Origin of the sequence: Vibrio sp. (assembly GCF_050299255.1) — a bacterium.
In the GTDB taxonomy this organism is placed as follows: domain Bacteria; phylum Pseudomonadota; class Gammaproteobacteria; order Enterobacterales; family Vibrionaceae; genus Vibrio.
Genome location: NZ_JBNKVP010000003.1, coordinates 24,585 through 45,813, shown reverse-complemented (window position 1 = coordinate 45,813; position 21,229 = coordinate 24,585). Strand labels below are relative to the sequence as shown.

General features: G+C 53.4%; 21 protein-coding genes. 12 read left to right on the top strand and 9 right to left on the bottom strand.

All coding sequences use genetic code 11. The annotated features are described in order from the left end of the window. Positions 1–16: 16 nt before the first annotated feature. Both ACQY6F_RS02005 and ACQY6F_RS02000 read right to left on the bottom strand, forming a co-directional pair. Entirely contained in the window at positions 17–958 is a 942-nt protein-coding gene (locus ACQY6F_RS02005; RefSeq protein ID WP_428771907.1) for a LysR family transcriptional regulator, read from the bottom strand. Between the two features lie 183 nt (positions 959–1,141). Then, positions 1,142–1,327, bottom strand: a complete 186-nt coding sequence (locus tag ACQY6F_RS02000) for a hypothetical protein (RefSeq protein ID WP_428771906.1) — start codon at positions 1,325–1,327, stop codon at positions 1,142–1,144. A gap of 131 nt (positions 1,328–1,458) precedes the next feature. Here ACQY6F_RS02000 and tusA point away from each other — a divergent pair, with 131 nt between their 5' ends. Then, entirely contained in the window at positions 1,459–1,707 is a 249-nt protein-coding gene (tusA, locus tag ACQY6F_RS01995) for a sulfurtransferase TusA (RefSeq protein WP_428771905.1), read from the top strand. A 33-nt stretch (positions 1,708–1,740) separates the two neighbouring features. On the opposite strand, the gene ACQY6F_RS01990 is transcribed toward tusA, so the two are convergent. Together ACQY6F_RS01990 and ACQY6F_RS01985 are read right to left on the bottom strand one after the other, a co-directional pair. Beyond that, entirely contained in the window at positions 1,741–2,001 is a 261-nt protein-coding gene (locus tag ACQY6F_RS01990) for a hypothetical protein (protein WP_428771904.1), read from the bottom strand. Positions 2,002–2,116: 115 nt separating this feature from the next. Next, a complete protein-coding gene (locus tag ACQY6F_RS01985; protein WP_428771903.1) occupies positions 2,117–2,671 on the bottom strand; it encodes a TMEM165/GDT1 family protein in 555 nt (184 codons plus the stop codon). 418 nt (positions 2,672–3,089) lie between these two features. On the opposite strand from ACQY6F_RS01985, the gene glyQ reads away from it, so the two are divergent. The 3 genes from glyQ to ACQY6F_RS01970 all read left to right on the top strand — a co-directional run bounded on the left by glyQ (position 3,090) and on the right by ACQY6F_RS01970 (position 7,520). Further along, a complete protein-coding gene (gene glyQ / locus ACQY6F_RS01980) occupies positions 3,090–4,010 on the top strand; it encodes a glycine--tRNA ligase subunit alpha (RefSeq protein ID WP_428771902.1) in 921 nt (306 codons plus the stop codon). A 1-nt stretch (position 4,011) separates the two neighbouring features. Continuing rightward, positions 4,012–6,078, top strand: a complete 2,067-nt coding sequence (gene glyS, locus ACQY6F_RS01975) for a glycine--tRNA ligase subunit beta (RefSeq protein ID WP_428771901.1) — start codon at positions 4,012–4,014, stop codon at positions 6,076–6,078. Between the two features lie 188 nt (positions 6,079–6,266). Beyond that, positions 6,267–7,520, top strand: coding sequence for a valine--pyruvate transaminase (locus ACQY6F_RS01970; RefSeq protein ID WP_428771900.1), 1,254 nt, complete (start codon positions 6,267–6,269; stop codon positions 7,518–7,520). A gap of 63 nt (positions 7,521–7,583) precedes the next feature. Here ACQY6F_RS01970 and ACQY6F_RS01965 read toward each other — a convergent pair whose 3' ends face one another. From ACQY6F_RS01965 to dnaA, 5 genes are all read right to left on the bottom strand, one after another. Continuing rightward, positions 7,584–8,018, bottom strand: coding sequence for an Hsp20 family protein (locus ACQY6F_RS01965; protein ID WP_428771899.1), 435 nt, complete (start codon positions 8,016–8,018; stop codon positions 7,584–7,586). 329 nt (positions 8,019–8,347) lie between these two features. Beyond that, positions 8,348–10,765: a DNA topoisomerase (ATP-hydrolyzing) subunit B gene (gene gyrB, locus ACQY6F_RS01960; protein ID WP_428771898.1), complete on the bottom strand. Its 2,418-nt coding sequence runs from the start codon at positions 10,763–10,765 to the stop codon at positions 8,348–8,350. A gap of 17 nt (positions 10,766–10,782) precedes the next feature. Then, complete coding sequence (gene recF, locus ACQY6F_RS01955; RefSeq protein WP_428771897.1) at positions 10,783–11,883, bottom strand: DNA replication/repair protein RecF; 1,101 nt, start codon at positions 11,881–11,883, stop codon at positions 10,783–10,785. A 1-nt stretch (position 11,884) separates the two neighbouring features. Continuing rightward, entirely contained in the window at positions 11,885–12,985 is a 1,101-nt protein-coding gene (gene dnaN / locus ACQY6F_RS01950) for a DNA polymerase III subunit beta (protein ID WP_428771896.1), read from the bottom strand. Between the two features lie 62 nt (positions 12,986–13,047). Continuing rightward, complete coding sequence (dnaA, locus tag ACQY6F_RS01945; RefSeq protein WP_428771895.1) at positions 13,048–14,454, bottom strand: chromosomal replication initiator protein DnaA; 1,407 nt, start codon at positions 14,452–14,454, stop codon at positions 13,048–13,050. A 380-nt stretch (positions 14,455–14,834) separates the two neighbouring features. On the opposite strand from dnaA, the gene ACQY6F_RS01940 reads away from it, so the two are divergent. From ACQY6F_RS01940 to mnmE, 8 genes are all read left to right on the top strand, one after another. Next, positions 14,835–15,581: an amino acid ABC transporter substrate-binding protein gene (locus tag ACQY6F_RS01940; RefSeq protein ID WP_428771894.1), complete on the top strand. Its 747-nt coding sequence runs from the start codon at positions 14,835–14,837 to the stop codon at positions 15,579–15,581. A 77-nt stretch (positions 15,582–15,658) separates the two neighbouring features. Beyond that, the gene (locus ACQY6F_RS01935; RefSeq protein ID WP_428771893.1) at positions 15,659–16,330 is read left to right on the top strand and encodes an amino acid ABC transporter permease; all 672 of its coding nucleotides are present in this window, start codon (positions 15,659–15,661) and stop codon (positions 16,328–16,330) included. Then, positions 16,327–17,064: an amino acid ABC transporter ATP-binding protein gene (locus ACQY6F_RS01930; RefSeq protein WP_428771892.1), complete on the top strand. Its 738-nt coding sequence runs from the start codon at positions 16,327–16,329 to the stop codon at positions 17,062–17,064. The genes ACQY6F_RS01935 and ACQY6F_RS01930 overlap by 4 nt, the downstream gene beginning before the upstream one ends. 230 nt (positions 17,065–17,294) lie before the next feature. Then, on the top strand, positions 17,295–17,429 hold the full coding sequence (gene rpmH, locus ACQY6F_RS01925; RefSeq protein ID WP_005378825.1) for a 50S ribosomal protein L34: 135 nt from the start codon (positions 17,295–17,297) through the stop codon (positions 17,427–17,429). Between the two features lie 10 nt (positions 17,430–17,439). Continuing rightward, entirely contained in the window at positions 17,440–17,796 is a 357-nt protein-coding gene (gene rnpA, locus ACQY6F_RS01920) for a ribonuclease P protein component (protein ID WP_428771891.1), read from the top strand. Continuing rightward, positions 17,763–18,020 (top strand): membrane protein insertion efficiency factor YidD, encoded by a 258-nt coding sequence (gene yidD / locus ACQY6F_RS01915; protein WP_428771890.1) that lies wholly within the window; start codon positions 17,763–17,765, stop codon positions 18,018–18,020. Before rnpA ends, yidD begins: the two co-directional genes overlap by 34 nt. A gap of 2 nt (positions 18,021–18,022) precedes the next feature. Further along, positions 18,023–19,642: a membrane protein insertase YidC gene (gene yidC / locus ACQY6F_RS01910; RefSeq protein WP_428771889.1), complete on the top strand. Its 1,620-nt coding sequence runs from the start codon at positions 18,023–18,025 to the stop codon at positions 19,640–19,642. A gap of 121 nt (positions 19,643–19,763) precedes the next feature. After that, positions 19,764–21,125: a tRNA uridine-5-carboxymethylaminomethyl(34) synthesis GTPase MnmE gene (gene mnmE / locus ACQY6F_RS01905; RefSeq protein WP_428771888.1), complete on the top strand. Its 1,362-nt coding sequence runs from the start codon at positions 19,764–19,766 to the stop codon at positions 21,123–21,125. Positions 21,126–21,229 lie beyond the last annotated feature (104 nt).

Below are 21,229 nucleotides of genomic sequence, written 5' to 3'. Positions count from 1 at the left end.
GCTCCTGCTTCCCTGCTCAATCCAGCCTGATCGCTTCAATTCGCCTGGCGATCAACCGGCTGCACTCCTGCTTCACAATGCCTCTTAACCACTCCTGCGCCGGGGAATGTTCACAGCGTGGGTGCCAGATCATCAGATAATCGAACGGGGTAAACTGGAATGGCAGCGGCTTAACCACCAGCTGATGGCGTTCCGCGACCAGATAAGCCAGATCCGCGGGCACGGTAATGATCAGCGGCATGGTATCGACGATCGCCAGCGCGGCTTCCAGATGATAGGCACGCAGCACCATTTTACAGGGAGGCTGATCGACTAACGCCTGCTCTATCAATGCCTTAACTCCATCACTAATGGCAATCATCGCATGGGGATAGCGCAGATAGTCCGTCAGACTAAGCGGCTGATCCGCCAGTGGATGCTGTTTGGACAGCAGACAGAGCACCCCGACCCGGCCGAGCACTTCACTGCGCAGCGGATGAACTGGGGCGGTAGGGCGACAGATGGCCAGGTCCGCGCCCTGATGGGTAAGCTGGTCGGCCAGCCGGTCATGCTGCAGCGGCTGGAAGTTAAACGACACCTGAGGCGCTTCCTGATAGATACGCGGCAACGCAAACGGCAAAATGGTCTGCATGGCGTAGTCGGTGGTGGCGATGGTAAAGGTCTGGTCACAACTGCGCGGATCAAACTCCGCCGGAGACAACAACTGACGCAGTGATTCCAGCGGCTCACCCAACGCGCTGTTAATTTCACGAGCTTTCTCGGTCGGGATCAGCCGCTGCCCTTGGCGGGTAAACAAGGGATCACCGAGTAACTCGCGTAGCCGGCCCAAGACCCGGCTCATCGCCGACTGGCTGAGGTTCAGTCTGGTTGCCGCCCGGCTGACACTGCTCTCCTCAATCAGTACCCGCAGTGCGATCAGCAGATTCAGGTCGCGGCGATAGATGTCTTCGAGTTCCATATGGATGTGCTCTTACGCTAATTTGAACAGCCTCTATTCCTAGCACACATGCGCGTCGGCTTCACTGACACTGATGGTGGAAAACGCAGATTTCAGATAAAAAAAATCCCGCCTTTCAGCGGGGAAGCCCAAGAAAAATGGGGATAGTGTCGGAATGTAATTGAGCGTAGTATTGCAAATGCGTTAATTCTCTTGCTCTTCAGATCCACCTTGCCAGCGGTGCATCTCGAGCCAAATCCCTACGACCGTTGCCGCTACACCAAACAGCGGTGTCAACGTCGCTTCTGCTGGAGAACGTAATACGAGTGCACAAAATGAAATCAAACAGAGAACCGAGTAGATGGTCAGTCTATCCAGAGCTGTTAACATAATTTGCACCTCATTTGTTACCAACTTGTTAACTAAGTTAAAACAAATTGATCGCTTTGCCAAGGGGTTATTGAATATTTTTTCTTCGGCGGTATTATCAAGGCCTCAAAACAGACAAATCAGAGTACACCATGACCTTTAATCCTGAATTGGCCAACCATACCCTGGAAGCAGAGGGATTACGCTGCCCAGAGCCAGTCATGATGGTCAGGAAGACTATACGAAATATGCAAGATGGCGAGGTGCTGCTGGTGAAAGCAGACGATCCGTCCACGACCCGGGACATCCCCAGCTTTTGTCGCTTTATGGACCACCAGCTAGTGGCAGCAAAAACCGATCAGAAGCCCTACCTGTACTTGATCAGGAAAGGGGTTGAATAACAGGACAAACGGCTGCCATTGGCAGCCGTTTTACTATTGATCGTATTCGATATTGCGCAATTCAGATTGCAGTTGGTTGAGCTGTTTTTTCATCGCCCTCATCTCCTCATGCATCGGGATAATGTGCGCGACCCGGATCCAAGCTTCCACCGCCAGTCCGGCCAGGATAATTGCCCCAGCCACCATAGGTAACCACATATCGGTCAGTGCCATACCCAGCAGCGTCAGAGCCAAGCCAAAAGTGAAAAGATAACTCTGACTTTTTGCCGTCATACCCGTATAACGTGTCAGCATCTCAGTGTCCTCCCGGTCACTATGTCTAGTATTAAAATTAGCATGAGCCCGACCAGACGAATAGGTCAGCGGTCACGCAATTCATACCGAATCAACAGCTTTTCGACAGAGGCAATTAAAACATCGCCGCCGCAATGGCCAGGCCGACAAACAGCGCCGCGGTGACCTTGCGAATCAGCGCCAGTGGCATCCGGTCTGCAGACAGCTTACCGATCACCACCACAGGCACGTTCGCCAGCAGCATACCTATCGTGGTCCCCAGCACGACCCAAACCAGCGCATCGGCATATTGGGCGCCAAGGATAGAAGTGGCGATCTGGGTTTTATCGCCGATTTCAGCGACAAAAAACGCAATGAAACTGGCAATAAACGGTCCCCGGTTGGAGATCTGTTCATCATCGTCCATTTTGTCCGGAATCAGCACCCAGGCAGCCATGGCGGCAAAACTGGCCACCACCACCCACTGCAGCGTTTGCGGCGAGAGATAATCGGCCACCACCACACCCAACCAGGCGGCCAGTGCGTGATTGGCGATAGTAGCGAAGAAGATAGCCGCGATAATCGGCACGGGTTTACGGTAACGGCTGGCTAACAGCAGGGATAACAACTGGGTTTTGTCGCCGATCTCTGCCAGGGCAACGGTAGTAATGGAAATTGCGATAACGCTCACGACATGCTCGATAGGGCAGGGATAATTATATTAACCAAAGACAAACCTCGCGCCCCACCCCGGTTCACGATGTTTGTCTAAGGTCTTGCTAAACTCGAAAGGCTTCAAGTCTCGAACGCCATGGTGATTTTGCACCAATTATGTTGACGGACGAATCGTTCTTACCGGCTGGTTTGAACAATAAGCTACTCCCCAAAGACCGGCGCATTTTAAGGTGCCGCTGCGCAAAGCTCAAGCACTAAAGCGACGAAAACCGCGCTTTTTCGGCAAACTTGTCGGCTAAAGCGAAAAATTTGCCCTTAACTCAAGCATTGGCCAGCAATTAATCAAGATTTGCGCTACTACCATCGAACAGAACTGGGTATACTTGATTGTTATTTTTTATCACTTTAGACAGAAGAATCGCGCGAAGCTGACTATGCAAAAATACGACATCAAAACCTTTCAGGGTATGATCCTCGCGCTGCAGGATTATTGGGCCCAACAAGGCTGCACCATTGTTCAACCATTAGATATGGAAGTGGGTGCCGGTACCTCTCATCCAATGACATGCTTACGTGCACTTGGCCCTGAGCCAATCGCGACCGCTTATGTGCAGCCATCTCGTCGACCAACCGATGGCCGTTACGGCGAAAACCCTAACCGTCTTCAGCACTACTACCAGTTCCAGGTGATCATCAAGCCATCACCGGACAATATCCAGGAGCTGTACCTGGGTTCATTGGAAGTGCTGGGTATCGACCCACAAGTCCACGATATCCGTTTCGTGGAAGATAACTGGGAAAACCCGACTCTGGGTGCCTGGGGTCTGGGCTGGGAAGTTTGGCTAAACGGTATGGAAGTCACCCAGTTTACCTACTTCCAGCAAGTGGGTGGCCTGGAGTGCAAACCGGTTACCGGCGAGATCACTTACGGTATTGAACGTCTGGCGATGTATATTCAGGGCGTGGATTCTGTTTATGACCTGGTGTGGAACATCGCACCGGATGGCGGCAAAGTCACTTACGGCGATATCTTCCATCAGAACGAAGTGGAGCAGTCGACTTACAACTTCGAACACGCCGATGTTGACTTCCTGTTCAGCTTCTTTGACCAGTGTGAAAAAGAGTGTAAGCACCTGCTGGAGCTGGAAAAGCCCCTGCCACTGCCCGCTTACGAGCGCATTCTGAAAGCCGGTCACGCCTTTAACCTGCTGGATGCCCGCAAAGCCATCTCAGTAACCGAGCGTCAACGCTACATCCTGCGTATCCGCAACCTGACCAAGTCAGTTGCCGAAGCGTACTACGCATCACGCGAAGCCCTCGGCTTCCCAATGTGCAAAAAGGATGAGGAGAAATAAGATGGCAAAAGAGTTTCTGATTGAACTGGGTACCGAAGAGCTGCCACCGACGCAGTTGCGCACGCTGGCGGAAGCCTTTGCCGCTAACTTTGCTGCTGAACTGAAAAATGCCGAACTGGCTCACGAGGGCATCAAATGGTATGCCGCTCCACGCCGCCTGGCGCTGAAAGTCGCCGCTCTGGCAGAAGGCCAGGCCGACAAAGTAGTGGAAAAACGTGGCCCGGCCATCGCGGTGGCATTCGACGCCGACGGCAATCCGACCAAAGCCGCTCAGGGCTGGGCCCGCGGTAACGGCATTACCGTGGAACAGGCTGAGCGACTGAAAACCGACAAAGGCGAATGGCTGCTGTTTAAACAGGAAGTGAAAGGCCAGGATACCGCTGACATCATCGCAGATCTGGCGGCGAAAGCGCTGGCCAACCTGCCGATCGCCAAGCCGATGCGCTGGGGCGATAAAGAGACCCAATTCATTCGTCCGGTGAAAACCCTGACCATGCTGATGGGTGACAGCCTGATCGAAGGTGAGATTCTGGGCGTTGCATCCGATCGCACGATTCGTGGTCACCGCTTTATGGGTGAGCAGGCATTCACTATCGACTCTGCTGAGCAATATCCAGAGCTTCTGCTGGAACGCGGTAAAGTGATGGCTGACTACGAAGCGCGTAAAGCGATCATCATTGCCGACGCGCAGAAAGCCGCGGCGGCAGTGGGTGGCGTTGCCGACCTGGAAGACGACCTGGTAGAAGAAGTGACCTCGCTGGTGGAATGGCCAGTGGTACTGACCGCCAAGTTCGAAGAAGAGTTCCTCAAAGTGCCGGCCGAAGCGCTGGTTTACACCATGAAAGGTGACCAGAAGTACTTCCCGGTTTACGACGAAAACAACCAGTTGCTGCCCAACTTTATCTTTGTGTCCAACATCGAATCGAAAGAGCCACGCCACGTTATCGAAGGTAACGAAAAAGTGGTTCGTCCCCGTCTGGCAGACGCGGAGTTCTTCTTCAACACCGACCGTAAACGTCCGCTGATCGACCGCCTGCCGGAACTGGAAAATGCCATCTTCCAGAAGCAGCTCGGGACCATCAAAGACAAGACCGATCGTATCGCCGCGCTGGCGGGTTACATTGCCAAACAGATTGGCGCCGACGTGGAGAAATCGACCCGTGCTGGCCTGCTGGCCAAGTGTGACCTGATGACCTCTATGGTGTTTGAATTTACCGACACCCAAGGGGTAATGGGCATGCACTACGCCCGCCACGATGGTGAAGACGAGCAGGTTGCGGTAGCCCTGAATGAGCAGTACATGCCACGCTTTGCCGGTGATGCGCTGCCGACAGACGGCGTTTCTTCGGCCGTGGCGATGGCCGACAAGCTGGATACCCTGGTCGGTATCTTTGGTATCGGTCAGGCACCGAAAGGCTCCGACCCGTTCGCGCTGCGCCGCGCGTCGCTGGGTGTGCTGCGTATCATCGTCGAGTACGGTTACAAGCTGGATCTGGTCGATCTGGTCCGTGAAGCGAAAATGCTGTTCGGTGCCAAGCTGAGCAACGACAAGGTTGAGCAGGACGTGATCGAGTTTATGCTGGGTCGTTTCCGTGCCTGGTACCAGGACGAAGGCTTCAGTGTCGACATCATCCAGGCGGTACTGGCGCGTCATCCGACCAAACCGGCCGACTTTGACCAGCGCGTTAAAGCAGTTTCGCACTTCCGTGGTCTGGATGCCGCAGAATCGCTGGCGGCAGCCAACAAACGGGTAGGCAACATTCTGGCTAAATTCGACGGCGAGCTGGCTGAAGATATCGACCTGGCCCTGTTGCAGGAAGACGCGGAAAAAGCCCTGGCGGAAAACGTCACTGTGATGGCTGAAGCGCTGGAGCCGGCCTTCGCGACCGGCGACTATCAGCAGGCGCTGAGCAAGCTGGCCGACCTGCGCGAACCGGTCGATGCCTTCTTTGACAACGTGATGGTGATGGCCGACGACGAAGCGCTCAAGCTCAACCGTCTGACACTGCTGAACCAGCTGCGCAACCTGTTCCTGCAAATTGCCGATATTTCGCTGTTGCAAAAATAGACCACGGCGTCACTGAGATAACTGAAAGCCCGATGCCTGTGCATCGGGCTTTTTCTATCCTGCTTGCACCAAATTGGGGTTTATCTGTGTAGCCCATTCAGGTAAGGTCAGCAATAGCTTAACTGACCAGCCAAGCTGGCCCTTCCCCCACACTATAATAAACAGAGTCAGAACAGGGTTTTCTTCTTATGCAGTTTTCTAAATTCGGCGAAAAATTTAACCAGTACTCCGGTATCACCCGGCTGATGGATGATTTAAACGACGGCTTGCGCACCCCAGGGGCGATCATGCTCGGCGGCGGTAACCCGGCGGCAATCCCCGAAATGGTCGACTATTTCCGCCAGACCAGCGAAGCGATGCTGGCCGACGGCGAACTGGTCGCCGCCATGACCAACTATGATGGTCCGCAGGGCAAAGATGTACTGGTCAAATCCCTGGCCAAGCTGCTGCGCGACACCTACGGCTGGGAGATCAGTGAAAAAAATATCAGCCTGACCAACGGCAGTCAGTGTGGCTTTTTCTACCTGTTCAATCTGCTGGCCGGCCAGCAGCCAGACGGCAGCCATAAGAAAATTCTGTTGCCTCTGGCACCGGAATATATCGGTTACGGCGATGCCGGCATTGATGAAGACATTTTCGTCTCCTATCACCCGGAAATAGAGCTGCTCGACAATGGTCTGTTTAAATATCACGTTGATTTTGAACAGCTGCAGGTCGATGACAGCATCGCGGCGATCTGCGCCTCCCGGCCGACCAACCCGACCGGCAACGTGCTGACGGACGAGGAAATCCATAAACTCGACCGGCTGGCGCGTCAACACAACATTCCACTGATTATCGACAACGCCTACGGCGTGCCGTTTCCCAACATCATTTTCGAAGATGTTGAACCGTTCTGGAACGACAACACCATCTTGTGCATGAGCCTGTCGAAACTGGGCCTGCCGGGTGTGCGCTGTGGTATTGTGATCGCCAGTGAAGCCATCACCCAGGCACTGACCAATATGAACGGCATCATCAGCCTGGCGCCCGGCAGCATCGGCCCGGCCATCGCCCATCGTATGATTGTACAGGGCGATTTGCTGCAGCTCTCCAGCGAGGTGATCAAACCTTTCTACCAGCAGAAATCACAGCGGGCGGTCAGCCTGTTGCAGCAGGCCATTGACGATCCGCGTTTTCGTATTCACAAGCCCGAAGGGGCGATGTTCCTCTGGTTGTGGTTCGATCAACTGCCCATTACCACCATGGAACTGTACCAACGGCTGAAACGGCGCGGAGTGCTGATCGTGCCCGGCGAATTTTTCTTTATCGGCCAACAGGATGAATGGGACCATGCCCACCAGTGCCTGAGAATGAACTATGTGCAGGATGATGAGCTGATGCAGAAAGGGATCGCTATTATTGCCGAAGAGGTCATGCAGGCCTACCAGAGCGGCGAGTAACCATCGCAGCACGATCAAAAAGAGCGCCGATAGGCGCTCTTTGCAATTTCACTCTATTGACGATTAACCGTCGATCAGCTTCTGACCATTGATGGCGATTTTACGCGGTTGCATCGCTTCCGGGATCTCTCGCTCCAGGTCGATGTGCAGTAAGCCATTTTCCATACTGGCACCGGTCACTTTGACGTAGTCAGCCAACTGGAATTTACGCTCAAAGTCGCGCTCGGCAATGCCCTGGTAGACATAATTCTTACCTTCTTCCGCTTTACGTTCGCCGCGAACGATCAGCAGGTTCTCTTTCTGGGTCAATTCCAGCTGCTGCTCAGAAAAACCCGCCACCGCCATGGTGATACGGTAGTGATGGTCATCGTGCTGTTCGATATTGTAAGGCGGGTAACCGGCCGAGCTGTTTTTTGCTCCGTTGGCTTCCATCAGATTAAGCAGACGGTCAAACCCGATGGCATTACGGTACAAAGGTGAGAAATCAACATTACGCATAAATCTATCCTCTTCAACTAAGCAATAGCGTTCGCTCAGTAATGGTTGAACGAACCGAATCCACTCGCCTTCCATAGTGGACAGGCCGGGATCAATCAAATGGGTGTTTTCCGTTGTCGGGTTATCTCAACCGCTTCGGACAAACGTTGCAGAGGCCCTAATGGCATCCTCTTCATAACCAGATATAAGGGCAGAAAAATCACTTTCAAGCCCGGCAAGACAATTTTTCAGACCGGCAATAAAAAAGCACCCTTTGAAACCAAAAGGGTGCTTTCACGATAATCAAAGCGCTAGTTTAACGCCGGAACCCACCGGCGAACTCAGCCGGACTAGACGTCCAGGTTGGCGACTTTCAGCGCATTCTCTTCGATGAAGTTACGACGCGGCTCAACCTGGTCGCCCATCAGAGTGGTAAACAGCTGGTCTGCGCCGACGGCATCTTCGATGGTTACCTGCATCATGCGACGGGTTTCCGGGTCCATGGTCGTTTCCCACAGCTGATCCGGGTTCATCTCACCCAGACCTTTGTAGCGCTGGGTAGTCAGGCCACGACGCGACTCTTTGATCAGCCAGTTCAGCGCTTCAACGAAGTTACTGACCGGCTGAGTCCGTTCACCACGCTTGATGTAGGCGCCGTCTTCCACCAGACCGTCCAGCGCTTCAGACAGATCCGCCAGCTTGCCGTACTCTTTCGAGCCGATCAAGTCGATGCTGAGCGCGTATTCATGGCTGACACCGTGGGTACGGACGATGATCTTTGGCAGGTTCAGGCCCAGTTCAGCATGTTGTTCAACTTCATAGCTGTACTGGCTGGCACCCACTTCTTTGCTGTTCAGTTGCTCAACCAACTGCTTGGTCCAGCTGTCCACCTGTGCGGCATCCTGACACTGTTCCGCGGTCAGTCGCGGCGAGTAGATCAGTTCATGCAGCATCGCATATGGGTAGCGGCGGCTCATGCGCTCCACCAGCTTGATACCGGCATTGTATTGCTGCACCAGTTTCTCCAGCGCTTCACCCGCCAGAGCCGGAGCATCCGCGTTGACGTGCAGCGCAGCGTTGTCCAGTGCCAGAGCGACCTGATACTGGTTCATCGCGTCTTCATCTTTGATGTACTGCTCTTGCTTACCTTTTTTCACTTTGTACAGCGGTGGCTGAGCGATATAAACGTAGCCACGCTCGATCAGTTCCGGCATTTGACGGTAGAAGAAGGTCAGCAGCAGGGTGCGGATGTGCGAACCATCGACGTCCGCATCGGTCATGATGATGATGTTGTGGTAACGCAGTTTATCCGGGTTGTACTCATCGCGGCCGATACCACAACCCAGTGCGGTGATCAGTGTGGCCACTTCCTGAGACGAAAGCATTTTGTCGAAACGGGCTTTTTCTACGTTCAGGATCTTACCTTTCAGCGGCAGAATCGCCTGATTCTTACGGTTACGGCCTTGTTTTGCGGAGCCGCCTGCCGAGTCACCCTCCACTATGTAGAGTTCAGACAGCGCAGGGTCTTTTTCCTGACAGTCTGCCAGCTTACCTGGCAGGCCCGCCAGGTCTAACGCGCCTTTACGACGGGTCATTTCACGCGCTTTGCGCGCCGCTTCACGGGCACGGGCTGCATCGATAATTTTGCCACACACCGTTTTGGCTTCGGCTGGGTGCTCCACCAGGTACTCGGACAGTTTTTCGCCCATGATCGACTCTACCGCCGACTTCACTTCTGACGACACCAGTTTGTCTTTGGTCTGGCTGGAGAATTTTGGATCCGGTACTTTCACCGAAATGACCGCGGTCAGGCCTTCACGAGCGTCATCACCGGATGTCGCGGTTTTCGCCTTCTTGGAGAAGCCCTCTTTGTCCATAAAGGAGTTCAGGGTACGAGTCAGTGCGGCACGGAAACCGGCCAGGTGGGTACCACCATCACGCTGCGGAATGTTGTTGGTAAAGCAGTAGATGTTTTCCTGGAAACCATCGTTCCACTGCATCGCCACTTCGACCGCGATGCCGTCTTCACGCTCCGAGTTGAAGTGGAACACTTTCTCGATGATCGGCGTCTTGTTGGTATTAAGGTGTTCAACAAACGCCTGGATGCCCCCTTCATACATGAAGTGGTCCTGTTTATCTTCTTCGCGTTCGTCGATCAGCTTGATAGAGACGCCGGAGTTCAGGAACGACAGTTCACGCAGACGCTTCGCCAGGATGTCGTAGTGGAATTCGGTGTTGGTGAACGTCTGTTCACTCGGCCAGAAACGAATCATGGTACCGGTTTTGTCCGTGTCACCCACAACCGCCAGCGGTGCCTGCGGTTCACCGTGATGATAGGTTTGGGTGTGGATATGGCCGCCACGATGGATGGTCAGTGTCACTTGCTTTGATAGCGCGTTGACTACCGAAACCCCTACCCCGTGCAGACCACCGGAGACTTTGTACGAGTTATCGTCGAACTTACCGCCGGCGTGCAGTACCGTCATGATCACTTCGGCCGCTGACACGTTCTCTTCAGAGTGCATTTCAGTCGGAATACCACGGCCATCATCGCTGACAGACACCGAGTTATCCTCATGTATGGTGACCACGATATCTTTACAGTGACCCGCCAACGCTTCATCTATAGAGTTATCCACCACTTCGAAAACCATGTGGTGTAAACCGGTGCCATCATCTGTGTCGCCGATGTACATTCCCGGACGCTTACGCACCGCGTCCAGACCCTTCAGTACTTTAATACTCGATGAATCGTAATTTTCAGACATGAGTTATCTTCCACTATTTATATTGACTCTATTGTGCCATGTTCCACATGAAACATCTTGCCATTTTCATTTTGCATATCAGCAATTTGGCTGGCCGTTATAGAGCTTACAAAAACTTGAGCCCCCGTCTCGGTCAAGCAATCCGCTAATCGCTTGCGACGTTGGCTGTCTAATTCAGAGGCAAAGTCATCTATCAGATAGATGCACTGTTTGCCGGTCTTTTCCGTCAGTAACTGGCCCTGCGCGACCCGCAGTGCGCACACCATCAATTTCAATTGTCCGCGCGACAACACGTCTTCCACCGGCGTGCCATTGACCTTAATGCGCAGATCCGCTTTATTGGGACCACTGAATGTGTAGCCGAGCGACTGGTCGCGCTCAAAATTGCTGGCCAGGATGTCCTGATACGGCGTCTGTTTGTCCCAGCCTCGGTAATAACTGAGCTGGATAGCAAATTCCGGCAAAAACGCCTGACATATGGCCTCCGCGGCCGGCTTTAATTGTGCCACATAATCGGCCCGCCACTGACTGATTTGTTCCCCCAGCGTCGCCAGTTGTTGGTCCCAGTAACTGAGTTCACGATAACTGCGCGCCGTCTTCAGCAAGGCATTGCGCTGCTTGTTCAAACGCCGGAAGCGTCCCCAGGCATCATAAAAGGCGCTTTCACTGTGGAATACCCCCCAGTCGATAAATGCCCGGCGGTGCTTGGGGCCGTCGGTCAGCAGTTCAAACCCTTCCGGGTGGATCAACTGCAGTGGCATGACCTGGGCTAGCTGCGCCAGCTTTTGCCCGGACTGACCGCCTATTTTAACCTCTGTTGAGCCATCACGCTGCTTATTAATGCCAATTGGCAGCTCAAATTGGTCCGAGTTCAAAAAACCGTCTGCCGAGTCACATATCCGGCCATGGACAAACAGCTGATCGCACTCGTTTTGAATCACCCGGCCGGTCAGGGTACTTTTGAATGAGCGGCCGTGGCCAAGCAGGTAGATGGCTTCCAGCACGCTGGTTTTGCCACTGCCATTGGGGCCGATAAGAAAGTTAAAGCCTGCGGATAAACGAATATCACAGGCTTTAATATTGCGAAATTGCTGAATGACTAAACGTGAGAGCGGCATGCTAGAGTCGGATCGGCATCACCACGTACATGGCACTGTCGTCCTCAGCGTTTTCAATCAGCGCACTGGCGTTAGCGTCGGACATCGATACCTGTACCGAGTCACAGCGCAGCGTGTTGAGCACATCCAGTACGTAGCTGACGTTGAAGCCGATTTCGATCGGCTCGCCGTCAAACTGAACGTCGAGCATCTCTTCCGCTTCTTCCTGCTCCGGGTTGTTGGCGGTAATACGCATCTCTTCCCCGGCCAGGTTCACCCTGACGCCACGGAATTTCTCGTTCGACAGGATCGCAGCACGGGAAAAGGCCTGACGCAGTTCATCACAGCCCGCCTGCAGCGTTTTGTTAGTACTCTGCGGCAGTACCCGGCGGTAGTCGGGGAAACGACCATCCACCAGCTTAGAAGTAAACACGAAATTATTCACACTGGCGCGCAGGTTGGAACTGCCGATCTGTAACTCAACCGGTTGTTCCGGGGCATCCAGCAGTTTGACCAGTTCCAGTACCCCTTTACGTGGCACGATGATCTGTTGCTGGGCAAATTCCGCGTCCAGTTCGGTTTGGGCTACCGCCATTCGGTGGCCGTCGGTGGCGACACTGCGCAGCGTACTGCCATCGATTTCAAACAGCATGCCATTCAAAAAATAGCGTACATCCTGGTTGGCCATGGAAAACTGGGTTTTCTCGATCAGGTTGCGCAGCTCTGCCTGACTGAGGGTTATCGTGATATCGCTCTGCCAGTCTTCGATATTCGGGAAATCACTGGCCGGCAAAGTCGCCAGAGAGAAGCGACTACGCCCAGAACGCAGCTGCACCCGGTCACCTTCCAGCACCAGAGTGATCACGGCGTCATCCGGCAGTCCACGGCAAATATCCAGTAACTTGCGCGCCGGTACTGTCACGCTGCCCGCTTCAAAGTCGCCTTCCAGTGCCAGTCGGCTCACCAGTTCCACTTCCAGGTCGGTGGCGGTCATCGACAACTCGCCCTGATCGACTTTGAGTAACAGGTTACCCAGAATCGGTAAAGTTGGTCGACCACCTAAAGTGCCGGAGACCTGCTGTAGAGGTTTCAGAAGATGACTACGCTCAACGCTAAATTTCATATTTGGCTCTTTTCTCAGCTTTGGTTAGGCGAATGGGTTTAGCATACTCGCAAACGCGACAATTACGAAGAAAGGGTCCGAATCAAGTTCGAGTAATCTTCCTTGATATCGTGGCTCTCTTCCCGTAGCTGTTCTATTTTACGACAGGCGTGCAGTACTGTGGTGTGGTCACGGCCACCAAATGCGTCACCGATTTCCGGCAGGCTGTGGTTGGTCAGCTCTTTGGCTAATGCCATCGCCAGCTGACGCGGTCGGGCAACCGAACGGGAACGGCGCTTGGAGAGCAGATCGGCCACTTTGATCTTGTAGTACTCCGCCACCGTCTTCTGGATGTTGTCTATCGTCACCAGCTTTTCCTGCAGCGCCAGCAGATCGCGCAGCGCTTCACGGACAAAGTCGATGGTGATCGGACGGCCGGTAAAGTTGGCGTTGGCGATCACCCGGTTCAGCGCACCTTCCAGCTCACGAACATTGGACCGCAGTCGTTTGGCGATAAAAAACGCCACTTCGTCGGCCAGGTGGATCTGGTGGTCTTCCGCTTTTTTCATCAGGATCGCGACCCGGGTTTCCAGCTCCGGCGGTTCGATCGCAACGGTCAAGCCCCAACCAAAGCGGGATTTTAGCCGGTCTTCTACCCCGTTGATCTCTTTTGGATAACGGTCTGAAGTCAGGATGATCTGCTGGTTGCCTTCCAACAGTGCGTTAAAGGTGTGGAAGAACTCTTCCTGAGAGCGCTCTTTATTGGCAAAGAACTGAATATCATCGATCAGTAGCGCATCCACACTACGATAGTAACGCTTAAACTCTTCAATTGCGTTGTTTTGCAGCGCTTTCACCATATCCTGCACGAAACGCTCAGAGTGCATGTAGACCACTTTGGCGTTGGGCTTGTTATCGACGATGGCATTGCCAACGGCCTGCAACAGGTGGGTTTTGCCTAAACCGGTGCCGCCATACAGAAACAGCGGGTTATACGCGCCACCCGGATTATCCGCCACCTGACGGGCCGCAGCCAGGCCAAGCTGGTTCGATTTACCCTCGACAAAGTTATCAAACTTGTGTTTCGGGTTGACGTTGGAACGGTAGTTGATTTCCGCCAGCGCGGCCGGATCGTCATCCCAGGTTTTGTGCACCGGTTTGCGCGCCTGCAGTTGGGCCGGCGCCGAGGACTCGGCCGCCAGATCGGCTGGAGTGCGGCTTGGTGCCTGCTTTGGTGTCGCCACCCGGCGACTGCCAACTTCAAAATGCAGACTGGGGATATCGTTGCCGCAATACTCCTGCAGCAACCGGTTGATACTATTCAGGTATTTGTCGCGCACCCAGTCGAGCACAAAACGGTTAGGCGCAAACAGAGTAAGGGTATTGTCATTGAGCTCCGCTTGTAACGGTCTGACCCACATACTGAATTCGGTAGCTGGAAGCTCTTCTTGAAGCCGTTGCATACACTGCAACCAAAGCGAAGATGACACGTTGCCCTCACAAAGTCATTGATCTGAAAAGATTGGCAATTTTACCTGTTGATAACCAAGATCGCCAGCAATTGATCGTCCAGTCAGTGAATAAGATCTAAGTTATTCACAATATTTCCGCTTTTATTGTTTGGATCCCCACACCTTGCCCCACTATTACCCACACATTGATCCCAGATAGGTCGTTTTGGCCAGGATCCTCACTCTGGTGATAACTCTGTGAATAGTTGTCGATCAAACTGGTGACAAACAAGAATGTTGATCCAGCGCTCAGCCCCCTACTCTTATTCCCCATCACTATAGAATATTGCTGTAAGTTATTTATCTAATTGTCAGGAATAACAGTAGTATTCCGTTCCATAATTACAAGGAGATGCATTATGAAACACTGGTTTAAGGCTGCAGTTGCAGCAATTGTACTATCTGCTGCCAGCGTGCAAGCGGCGACCGACGTCAAAGTGGGCATGTCAGGACGTTACTTCCCGTTTACTTTCGTTAAACAGGACAAACTGCAAGGCTTTGAAGTGGATCTGTGGGACGAGATCGGCAAGCGTAACGATTACAACGTGGAATACGTCACTGCAAACTTCTCCGGTCTGTTTGGTCTGCTGGAAACCGGCCGAATCGACACCATCTCGAACCAGATTACCATTACCGAAGCGCGTCAGGCCAAATACCTGTTCGCAGACCCGTATGTAATCGACGGCGCTCAGATCACCGTGCGTAAAGGCAACGACAGTATCAATAGCATTGAAGATCTGTACGGCAAAACCGTGGCAGTGAACCTGGGCTCGAACTTCGAGCAACTGCTGCGCAGCTACGACAAAGACGGCAAGATCAACATCAAAACCTATGACACGGGTATTGAGCACGATGTGGCACTGGGCCGCGCGGATGCGTTTATCATGGACCGTCTGTCAACGCTGGAGCTGATCAAGAAAACCGGTCTGCCACTGCAGCTAGCCGGCGAACCGTTCGAAACCATCCAGAACGCCTGGCCATTTGTCGACAATGAAAAAGGCCGCCAACTGCAGGCAGAAGTGAATAAAACACTGGCAGAAATGCGCGCAGATGGTACGCTAACGCGCATCTCTGAGAAGTGGTTCGACGCGGATATCACTAAGTAATTCGCGCACTCGCCAAAGAACAGTCGCAAAAGGTGGAATTAACAGTTCCACCTTTTCTTTTCATTTAAGGTAAGTTTATGGGCTTTGACTTTAACTACATGATGGAGCTGATGCCGATCCTGCTCAAATATCTCGGCACCACCATGGAAATGGCGACCTGGGGATTGCTGTTTTCATTGATCCTGGCCGTTATCCTGGCCAATATCCGTGTGTTTAAAGTTCCGCTGCTGGATCAGCTCAGCCAGCTCTACATCAGTTTCTTTCGCGGCACACCGTTGTTGGTGCAGCTATTCCTGCTATATTACGGCTTGCCGCAAATATTTCCGTTACTGGTCGGGATCGATGCATTCAGCGCTGCCGTGATCGGCTTAACGCTGCACTTTGCCGCTTATCAGGCCGAGAGTATTCGGGCCGCCATCATCGGCGTCGACCGCAGCCAGATGGAAGCCAGCCTGTCGGTCGGCATGACCACCGCCCAGGCGATGCGCCGCATCATACTGCCGCAGGCAACCCGCGTTGCCCTGCCCTCGCTGATGAACTACTTCATCGACATGATCAAATCCACCTCACTGGCGTTTACCCTGGGCGTGGCAGAGATTATGGCCAAAGCCCAGATGGAAGCGTCCTCCAGTTTCCGTTTCTTTGAGGCTTTCCTGGCGGTCGCGCTGATCTACTGGGGAGTGGTGGTGATTCTGACCCGGGTGCAGATTTGGGCGGAAGCCAAACTGAATAAGGCCTATGTACGATGATTAAACTGACCAATATTCATAAACGCTTTGGCACCACTGCTGTTCTGAATGGCATCGATCTTTCGATCAATCAGGGCGAAATCATCGTGGTGATCGGCTCCAGCGGCACCGGCAAATCCACCCTGCTGCGCTGCGTGAATTTCCTGGAAACCGCCGACCGCGGCAGCATCTGTGTCGACGATGTCTGTGTCGACAGCCAGAACCACACCAAGGCCGAAGTGCTGGCGCTACGACGCAAGACCGGTTTTGTATTCCAGAACTACGCCCTGTTTGCCCATATGACTGCGCGACAGAACATCGCGGAGGGTCTGATCACGGTAAGGGGCTGGAAAAAAGCACAGGCGCTGGAAAAAGCGCAGCAAATCCTGGACGACATCGGTCTGGGTGAGAAAGGCGACAGCTATCCGTCTGCGCTTTCCGGCGGCCAGCAGCAAAGGGTGGGGATCGGTCGTGCCATGGCACTACAACCGGAACTACTGCTGTTTGACGAACCGACCTCAGCGCTGGATCCCGAGTGGGTCGGCGAAGTATTGGCGCTGATGAAACGACTGGCAACCCAGCACCAGACTATGTTGGTGGTCACCCATGAAATGCAGTTTGCCAAAGAAGTGGCAGACCGGGTGATCTTTATGGCCGAAGGCCAGATTGTTGAGCAGGGTTCTCCACAGGATATTTTTAATCATCCACAGGATCCCCGCTTACAGAAATTCTTACGTCAGGTAGGAATCGAGTAACGATCTTTTCATCGGATCGTAAGATCCTTGAGATTTTACTCACACTACGTATAATCGCCCGGCCGGAATTGCACAGCACTTCAGTGATTGACACTTTATGTGACTGTGATTACAATTCCGCCTCTTTGTTGAGAGGCGTCGGTGGTTCTCTTTAGTCAAATAAAGCAGAACAGAGTGCCCACGCCGGGTTAACATTGACCTAAAACTACTGATCAGTAAAGGTAATTATCATGAAACGCACTTTTCAACCTACAGTTCTGAAGCGCAAGCGTACTCACGGCTTCCGTGCTCGCATGGCGACTAAGAACGGTCGTAAAGTAATCAACGCACGTCGTGCAAAAGGCCGTGCGCGCCTATCAAAATAATTAATTTATTTTGAACACGTACGCGTTTAATCGGGAGTTACGTTTGTTAACTCCCGAGCATTATCAAACCGTCTTCCAGCAAGCACACAGTGCTGGCTCCCCTCATTTCACCATTATTGCTCGCAACAACACTCTGACGCATCCCAGACTTGGCTTAGCTGTACCTAAAAAACAGATAAAAACCGCCGTGGGCCGAAATCGCTTCAAGCGCCTGGCTCGGGAAAGCTTTCGTCTCAAACAGCACCAGTTACCCAATAAAGATTTTGTGGTAATCGCCAAGAAAAGTGCCCAGAATCTGAGCAATGATGAACTGTTCAAGCTTTTTGATAAATTATGGCATCGCCTGTCTCGCCCCTCACGTGGCTAGCCATCGGGCTAGTTCACCTGTATCGCTGGCTGATTAGTCCGCTGATTGGGCCTCGTTGTCGGTTCACGCCAACGTGTTCTGCGTATGCTCTAGAAGCCCTCAAAGCGCACGGTTTTGTAAAAGGGTGTTGGTTATCAGGCAAACGTCTATTAAAATGCCACCCTTTGAATGAAGGGGGTTATGACCCCGTTCCACCAGTCCAGAAACAAGACAGAGATAAATAACGATGGATTCTCAACGTAATATCCTGTTAATCGCACTGGCACTGGTTTCTTTCTTGCTGTATCAACAATGGCAAGTTGCAAAGAATCCAGCACCACAAGCGGTTGAGCAGGCACAATCTAGCAATACGCTATCAGCGCCATCCCTAGCTGATGAGTTAGACCCGGCCCCGGGCCAACCAGCAGCAGCCAAAACGATCACAGTGACAACCGACGTGTTGACGCTGGCAATCGACACACAAGGCGGTGACATTGTGTCTGCCAAGCTGAACCAGTACTCAGATGAGTTGGATTCAGACCAGCCGTTTGTGATGCTGAAAAACGAGCAGGGCCACCAATTTATCGCCCAGAGCGGCCTGGTCGGTCCACAGGGCATCGACCTGAGCAGCAATAACCGTCCGAACTACAACGTCAGCGCCGACAGCTTCAACATGGCCGACGGTCAGGACGAACTGCGCATTCCGATGACATACAGCGCCAATGGCCTGAGCTACACCAAAACGTTTATCCTTAAACGTGATAGCTACGCCATCGACGTTAAGTACGATGTCGTCAACAACTCCGGCAACAATGCGACCTTTGGTATGTATGCCCACCTGCGCCAGAACCTGATGGACGATGGCGGCAGCATCACGATGCCAACCTACCGTGGCGGTGCCTACTCAACTGAAGAGACGCGTTATAAGAAATACGGCTTCGACGAAATGCAGGATCGTAACCTGTCGCTGAACCTGCCAAATGGCCAAGGTTGGGCAGCGATGATCCAGCACTACTTTGCCTCAGCCTGGATCCCTCGTAACGCACCTGGCAGCAGCCTGTACACCCGAGTGATCGGCAACCTGGGCGATATCGGTGTCCGCATGCCGAATCAAACCATCGCCGACGGCGCTTCAGCTTCCCTGACCGCAACGCTTTGGGTAGGTCCTAAGCTACAGGACGCCATGGCCGCTGTCGCACCAAACCTGGACTTGGTAGTTGACTACGGTTGGTTATGGTTTATCGCTAAACCTCTTCACAGCCTGCTGTCGTTTATCCAGAGCTTTGTTTCTAACTGGGGTATCGCGATCATTGTGCTGACATTTATCGTCCGTGGTGCTATGTACCCGCTGACCAAAGCGCAATACACCTCGATGGCGAAAATGCGTATGCTGCAACCTAAACTGCAGGCCATGCGTGAACGCATCGGCGATGACCGCCAGCGTATGAGCCAGGAAATGATGGAGCTGTATAAGAAAGAGAAAGTGAATCCGCTGGGTGGCTGTCTGCCGCTGTTCCTGCAGATGCCAATCTTCATCGCTCTTTACTGGGCACTGATGGAATCGGTCGAGCTACGTCACTCACCTTTCTTCGGCTGGATTCATGACCTTTCAGCCCAGGACCCATACTACATACTGCCACTGTTGATGGGTGCAAGTATGTTTATGATCCAGAAAATGAGCCCAACGACAGTGACCGATCCGATGCAGCAGAAGATCATGACCTTCATGCCGTTGATGTTCACCTTCTTCTTCCTGTTCTTCCCGTCAGGGCTGGTACTGTACTGGTTGGTGTCGAACATCGTGACGCTGATCCAGCAGACCCTGATTTACAAGTCGCTGGAGAAAAAAGGCCTGCACAGCAAATAGGTCTGGAACAGCATTCAAAGGCGGCCCAAGGGTCGCCTTTTTGCTTTTGGCTGATTACAATTCAGCTAGTTGTTATTTCTGGTGGCCACAAGCGTGTCCACCTCGCTCAATAGGCAATTCTATGACTACAGATACCATAGTCGCACAAGCGACGGCTCCGGGACGCGGAGGGGTGGGCATTATCCGGGTCTCCGGCCCGCAAGCCGCGGAAGTTGCCCGTCAGCTGACCGGTAAGAGCCTCAAAGCGCGCTACGCGGAATACCTGCCGTTTCGCGCGCAAGACGGCACTGAGCTCGACCAGGGCATCGCGCTCTATTTTCCTAATCCGCACTCATTTACCGGGGAAGATGTCCTTGAGCTGCAGGGCCATGGCGGTCCTGTGGTCATCGATATGCTGATCAAATCCATCCTGACCATTCCCGGCGTGCGCCCGGCCAGGCCAGGGGAATTCTCCGAGCGCGCCTTTCTCAACGATAAGATGGACCTGACCCAGGCGGAAGCAATTGCCGACCTGATCGACGCCAGTTCAGAACAGGCGGCCAAATCAGCTTTACAGTCGCTGCAGGGCCAGTTCTCGAAACGAATTCAGACCCTGGTGGAATCTCTCATCCATCTGAGAATCTATGTCGAAGCCGCCATCGACTTCCCGGAAGAAGAGATCGATTTTCTTGCCGACGGCAAAGTGGCGGCCGATCTACAGACCATCATCGATAACCTGGATGCAGTCAGGCGCGAAGCCAATCAGGGCGCCCTGATGCGCGAAGGAATGAAAGTGGTTATCGCCGGCCGACCGAATGCCGGTAAATCCAGCCTGCTCAATGCATTGTCCGGCAAAGAGACCGCCATCGTCACCGATATCGCCGGTACCACCCGTGACGTGCTGCGGGAGCATATCCACATCGACGGTATGCCACTGCACATTATCGATACCGCCGGACTGCGCGACGCAGCGGACGAAGTGGAAAAAATCGGTATTGAACGCGCCTGGGACGAGATCCGACAGGCCGATCGGGTGCTATTCATGGTGGATGGTACCACCACCGATGCCACCGATCCGTTGCAGATCTGGCCCGATTTCGTTGACCGGCTGCCAGACAATATCGGCATGACGGTGATCCGCAACAAAGTGGATCAAACCGGAGAGACGCTGGGCATATGTCACGTCAACCACCCGACCCTGATCCGCCTGTCCGCCAAAACCGGTCAGGGCGTGGAGGCACTGCGCGATCACCTCAAACAGTGCATGGGCTATGCCGGCAGCAGCGAAGGCGGCTTTATGGCCCGCCGTCGCCACCTGGACGCCCTGGCGCGGGCCGCAGAACACCTGGACATTGGCCAGCAACAGCTGGAAGGCTTTATGGCAGGAGAAATTCTGGCCGAAGAACTGCGCATTGCCCAGCAGCACCTGAATGAGATTACCGGGGAATTCAGTTCCGACGATCTGTTAGGACGGATATTCTCTTCATTCTGTATCGGTAAATAACCGTATTGGCTAAGAGTCATTGTGCTCTTAGCCTGCCCTTCCCAGCTTCGCTCAGTTTTGGTTTTCGCGCCTGGTTCGCAGGTCAAATAGCCCACGGTCACCGT

Bases quoted from the DNA above. Each gene is read 5' to 3' on its own strand.
- ACQY6F_RS02005 (WP_428771907.1), bottom strand. From the start codon at position 958: ATGGAACTCGAAGACATCTATCGCCGCGACCTGAATCTGCTGATCGCA.
- ACQY6F_RS02000 (WP_428771906.1), bottom strand. From the start codon at position 1,327: ATGTTAACAGCTCTGGATAGACTGACCATCTACTCGGTTCTCTGTTTG.
- tusA (WP_428771905.1), top strand. From the start codon at position 1,459: ATGACCTTTAATCCTGAATTGGCCAACCATACCCTGGAAGCAGAGGGA.
- ACQY6F_RS01990 (WP_428771904.1), bottom strand. From the start codon at position 2,001: ATGCTGACACGTTATACGGGTATGACGGCAAAAAGTCAGAGTTATCTT.
- glyQ (WP_428771902.1), top strand. From the start codon at position 3,090: ATGCAAAAATACGACATCAAAACCTTTCAGGGTATGATCCTCGCGCTG.
- glyS (WP_428771901.1), top strand. From the start codon at position 4,012: ATGGCAAAAGAGTTTCTGATTGAACTGGGTACCGAAGAGCTGCCACCG.
- ACQY6F_RS01970 (WP_428771900.1), top strand. From the start codon at position 6,267: ATGCAGTTTTCTAAATTCGGCGAAAAATTTAACCAGTACTCCGGTATC.
- ACQY6F_RS01965 (WP_428771899.1), bottom strand. From the start codon at position 8,018: ATGCGTAATGTTGATTTCTCACCTTTGTACCGTAATGCCATCGGGTTT.
- gyrB (WP_428771898.1), bottom strand. From the start codon at position 10,765: ATGTCTGAAAATTACGATTCATCGAGTATTAAAGTACTGAAGGGTCTG.
- recF (WP_428771897.1), bottom strand. From the start codon at position 11,883: ATGCCGCTCTCACGTTTAGTCATTCAGCAATTTCGCAATATTAAAGCC.
- dnaN (WP_428771896.1), bottom strand. From the start codon at position 12,985: ATGAAATTTAGCGTTGAGCGTAGTCATCTTCTGAAACCTCTACAGCAG.
- ACQY6F_RS01940 (WP_428771894.1), top strand. From the start codon at position 14,835: ATGAAACACTGGTTTAAGGCTGCAGTTGCAGCAATTGTACTATCTGCT.
- ACQY6F_RS01935 (WP_428771893.1), top strand. From the start codon at position 15,659: ATGGGCTTTGACTTTAACTACATGATGGAGCTGATGCCGATCCTGCTC.
- ACQY6F_RS01930 (WP_428771892.1), top strand. From the start codon at position 16,327: ATGATTAAACTGACCAATATTCATAAACGCTTTGGCACCACTGCTGTT.
- rpmH (WP_005378825.1), top strand. From the start codon at position 17,295: ATGAAACGCACTTTTCAACCTACAGTTCTGAAGCGCAAGCGTACTCAC.
- yidD (WP_428771890.1), top strand. From the start codon at position 17,763: ATGGCATCGCCTGTCTCGCCCCTCACGTGGCTAGCCATCGGGCTAGTT.
- yidC (WP_428771889.1), top strand. From the start codon at position 18,023: ATGGATTCTCAACGTAATATCCTGTTAATCGCACTGGCACTGGTTTCT.
- mnmE (WP_428771888.1), top strand. From the start codon at position 19,764: ATGACTACAGATACCATAGTCGCACAAGCGACGGCTCCGGGACGCGGA.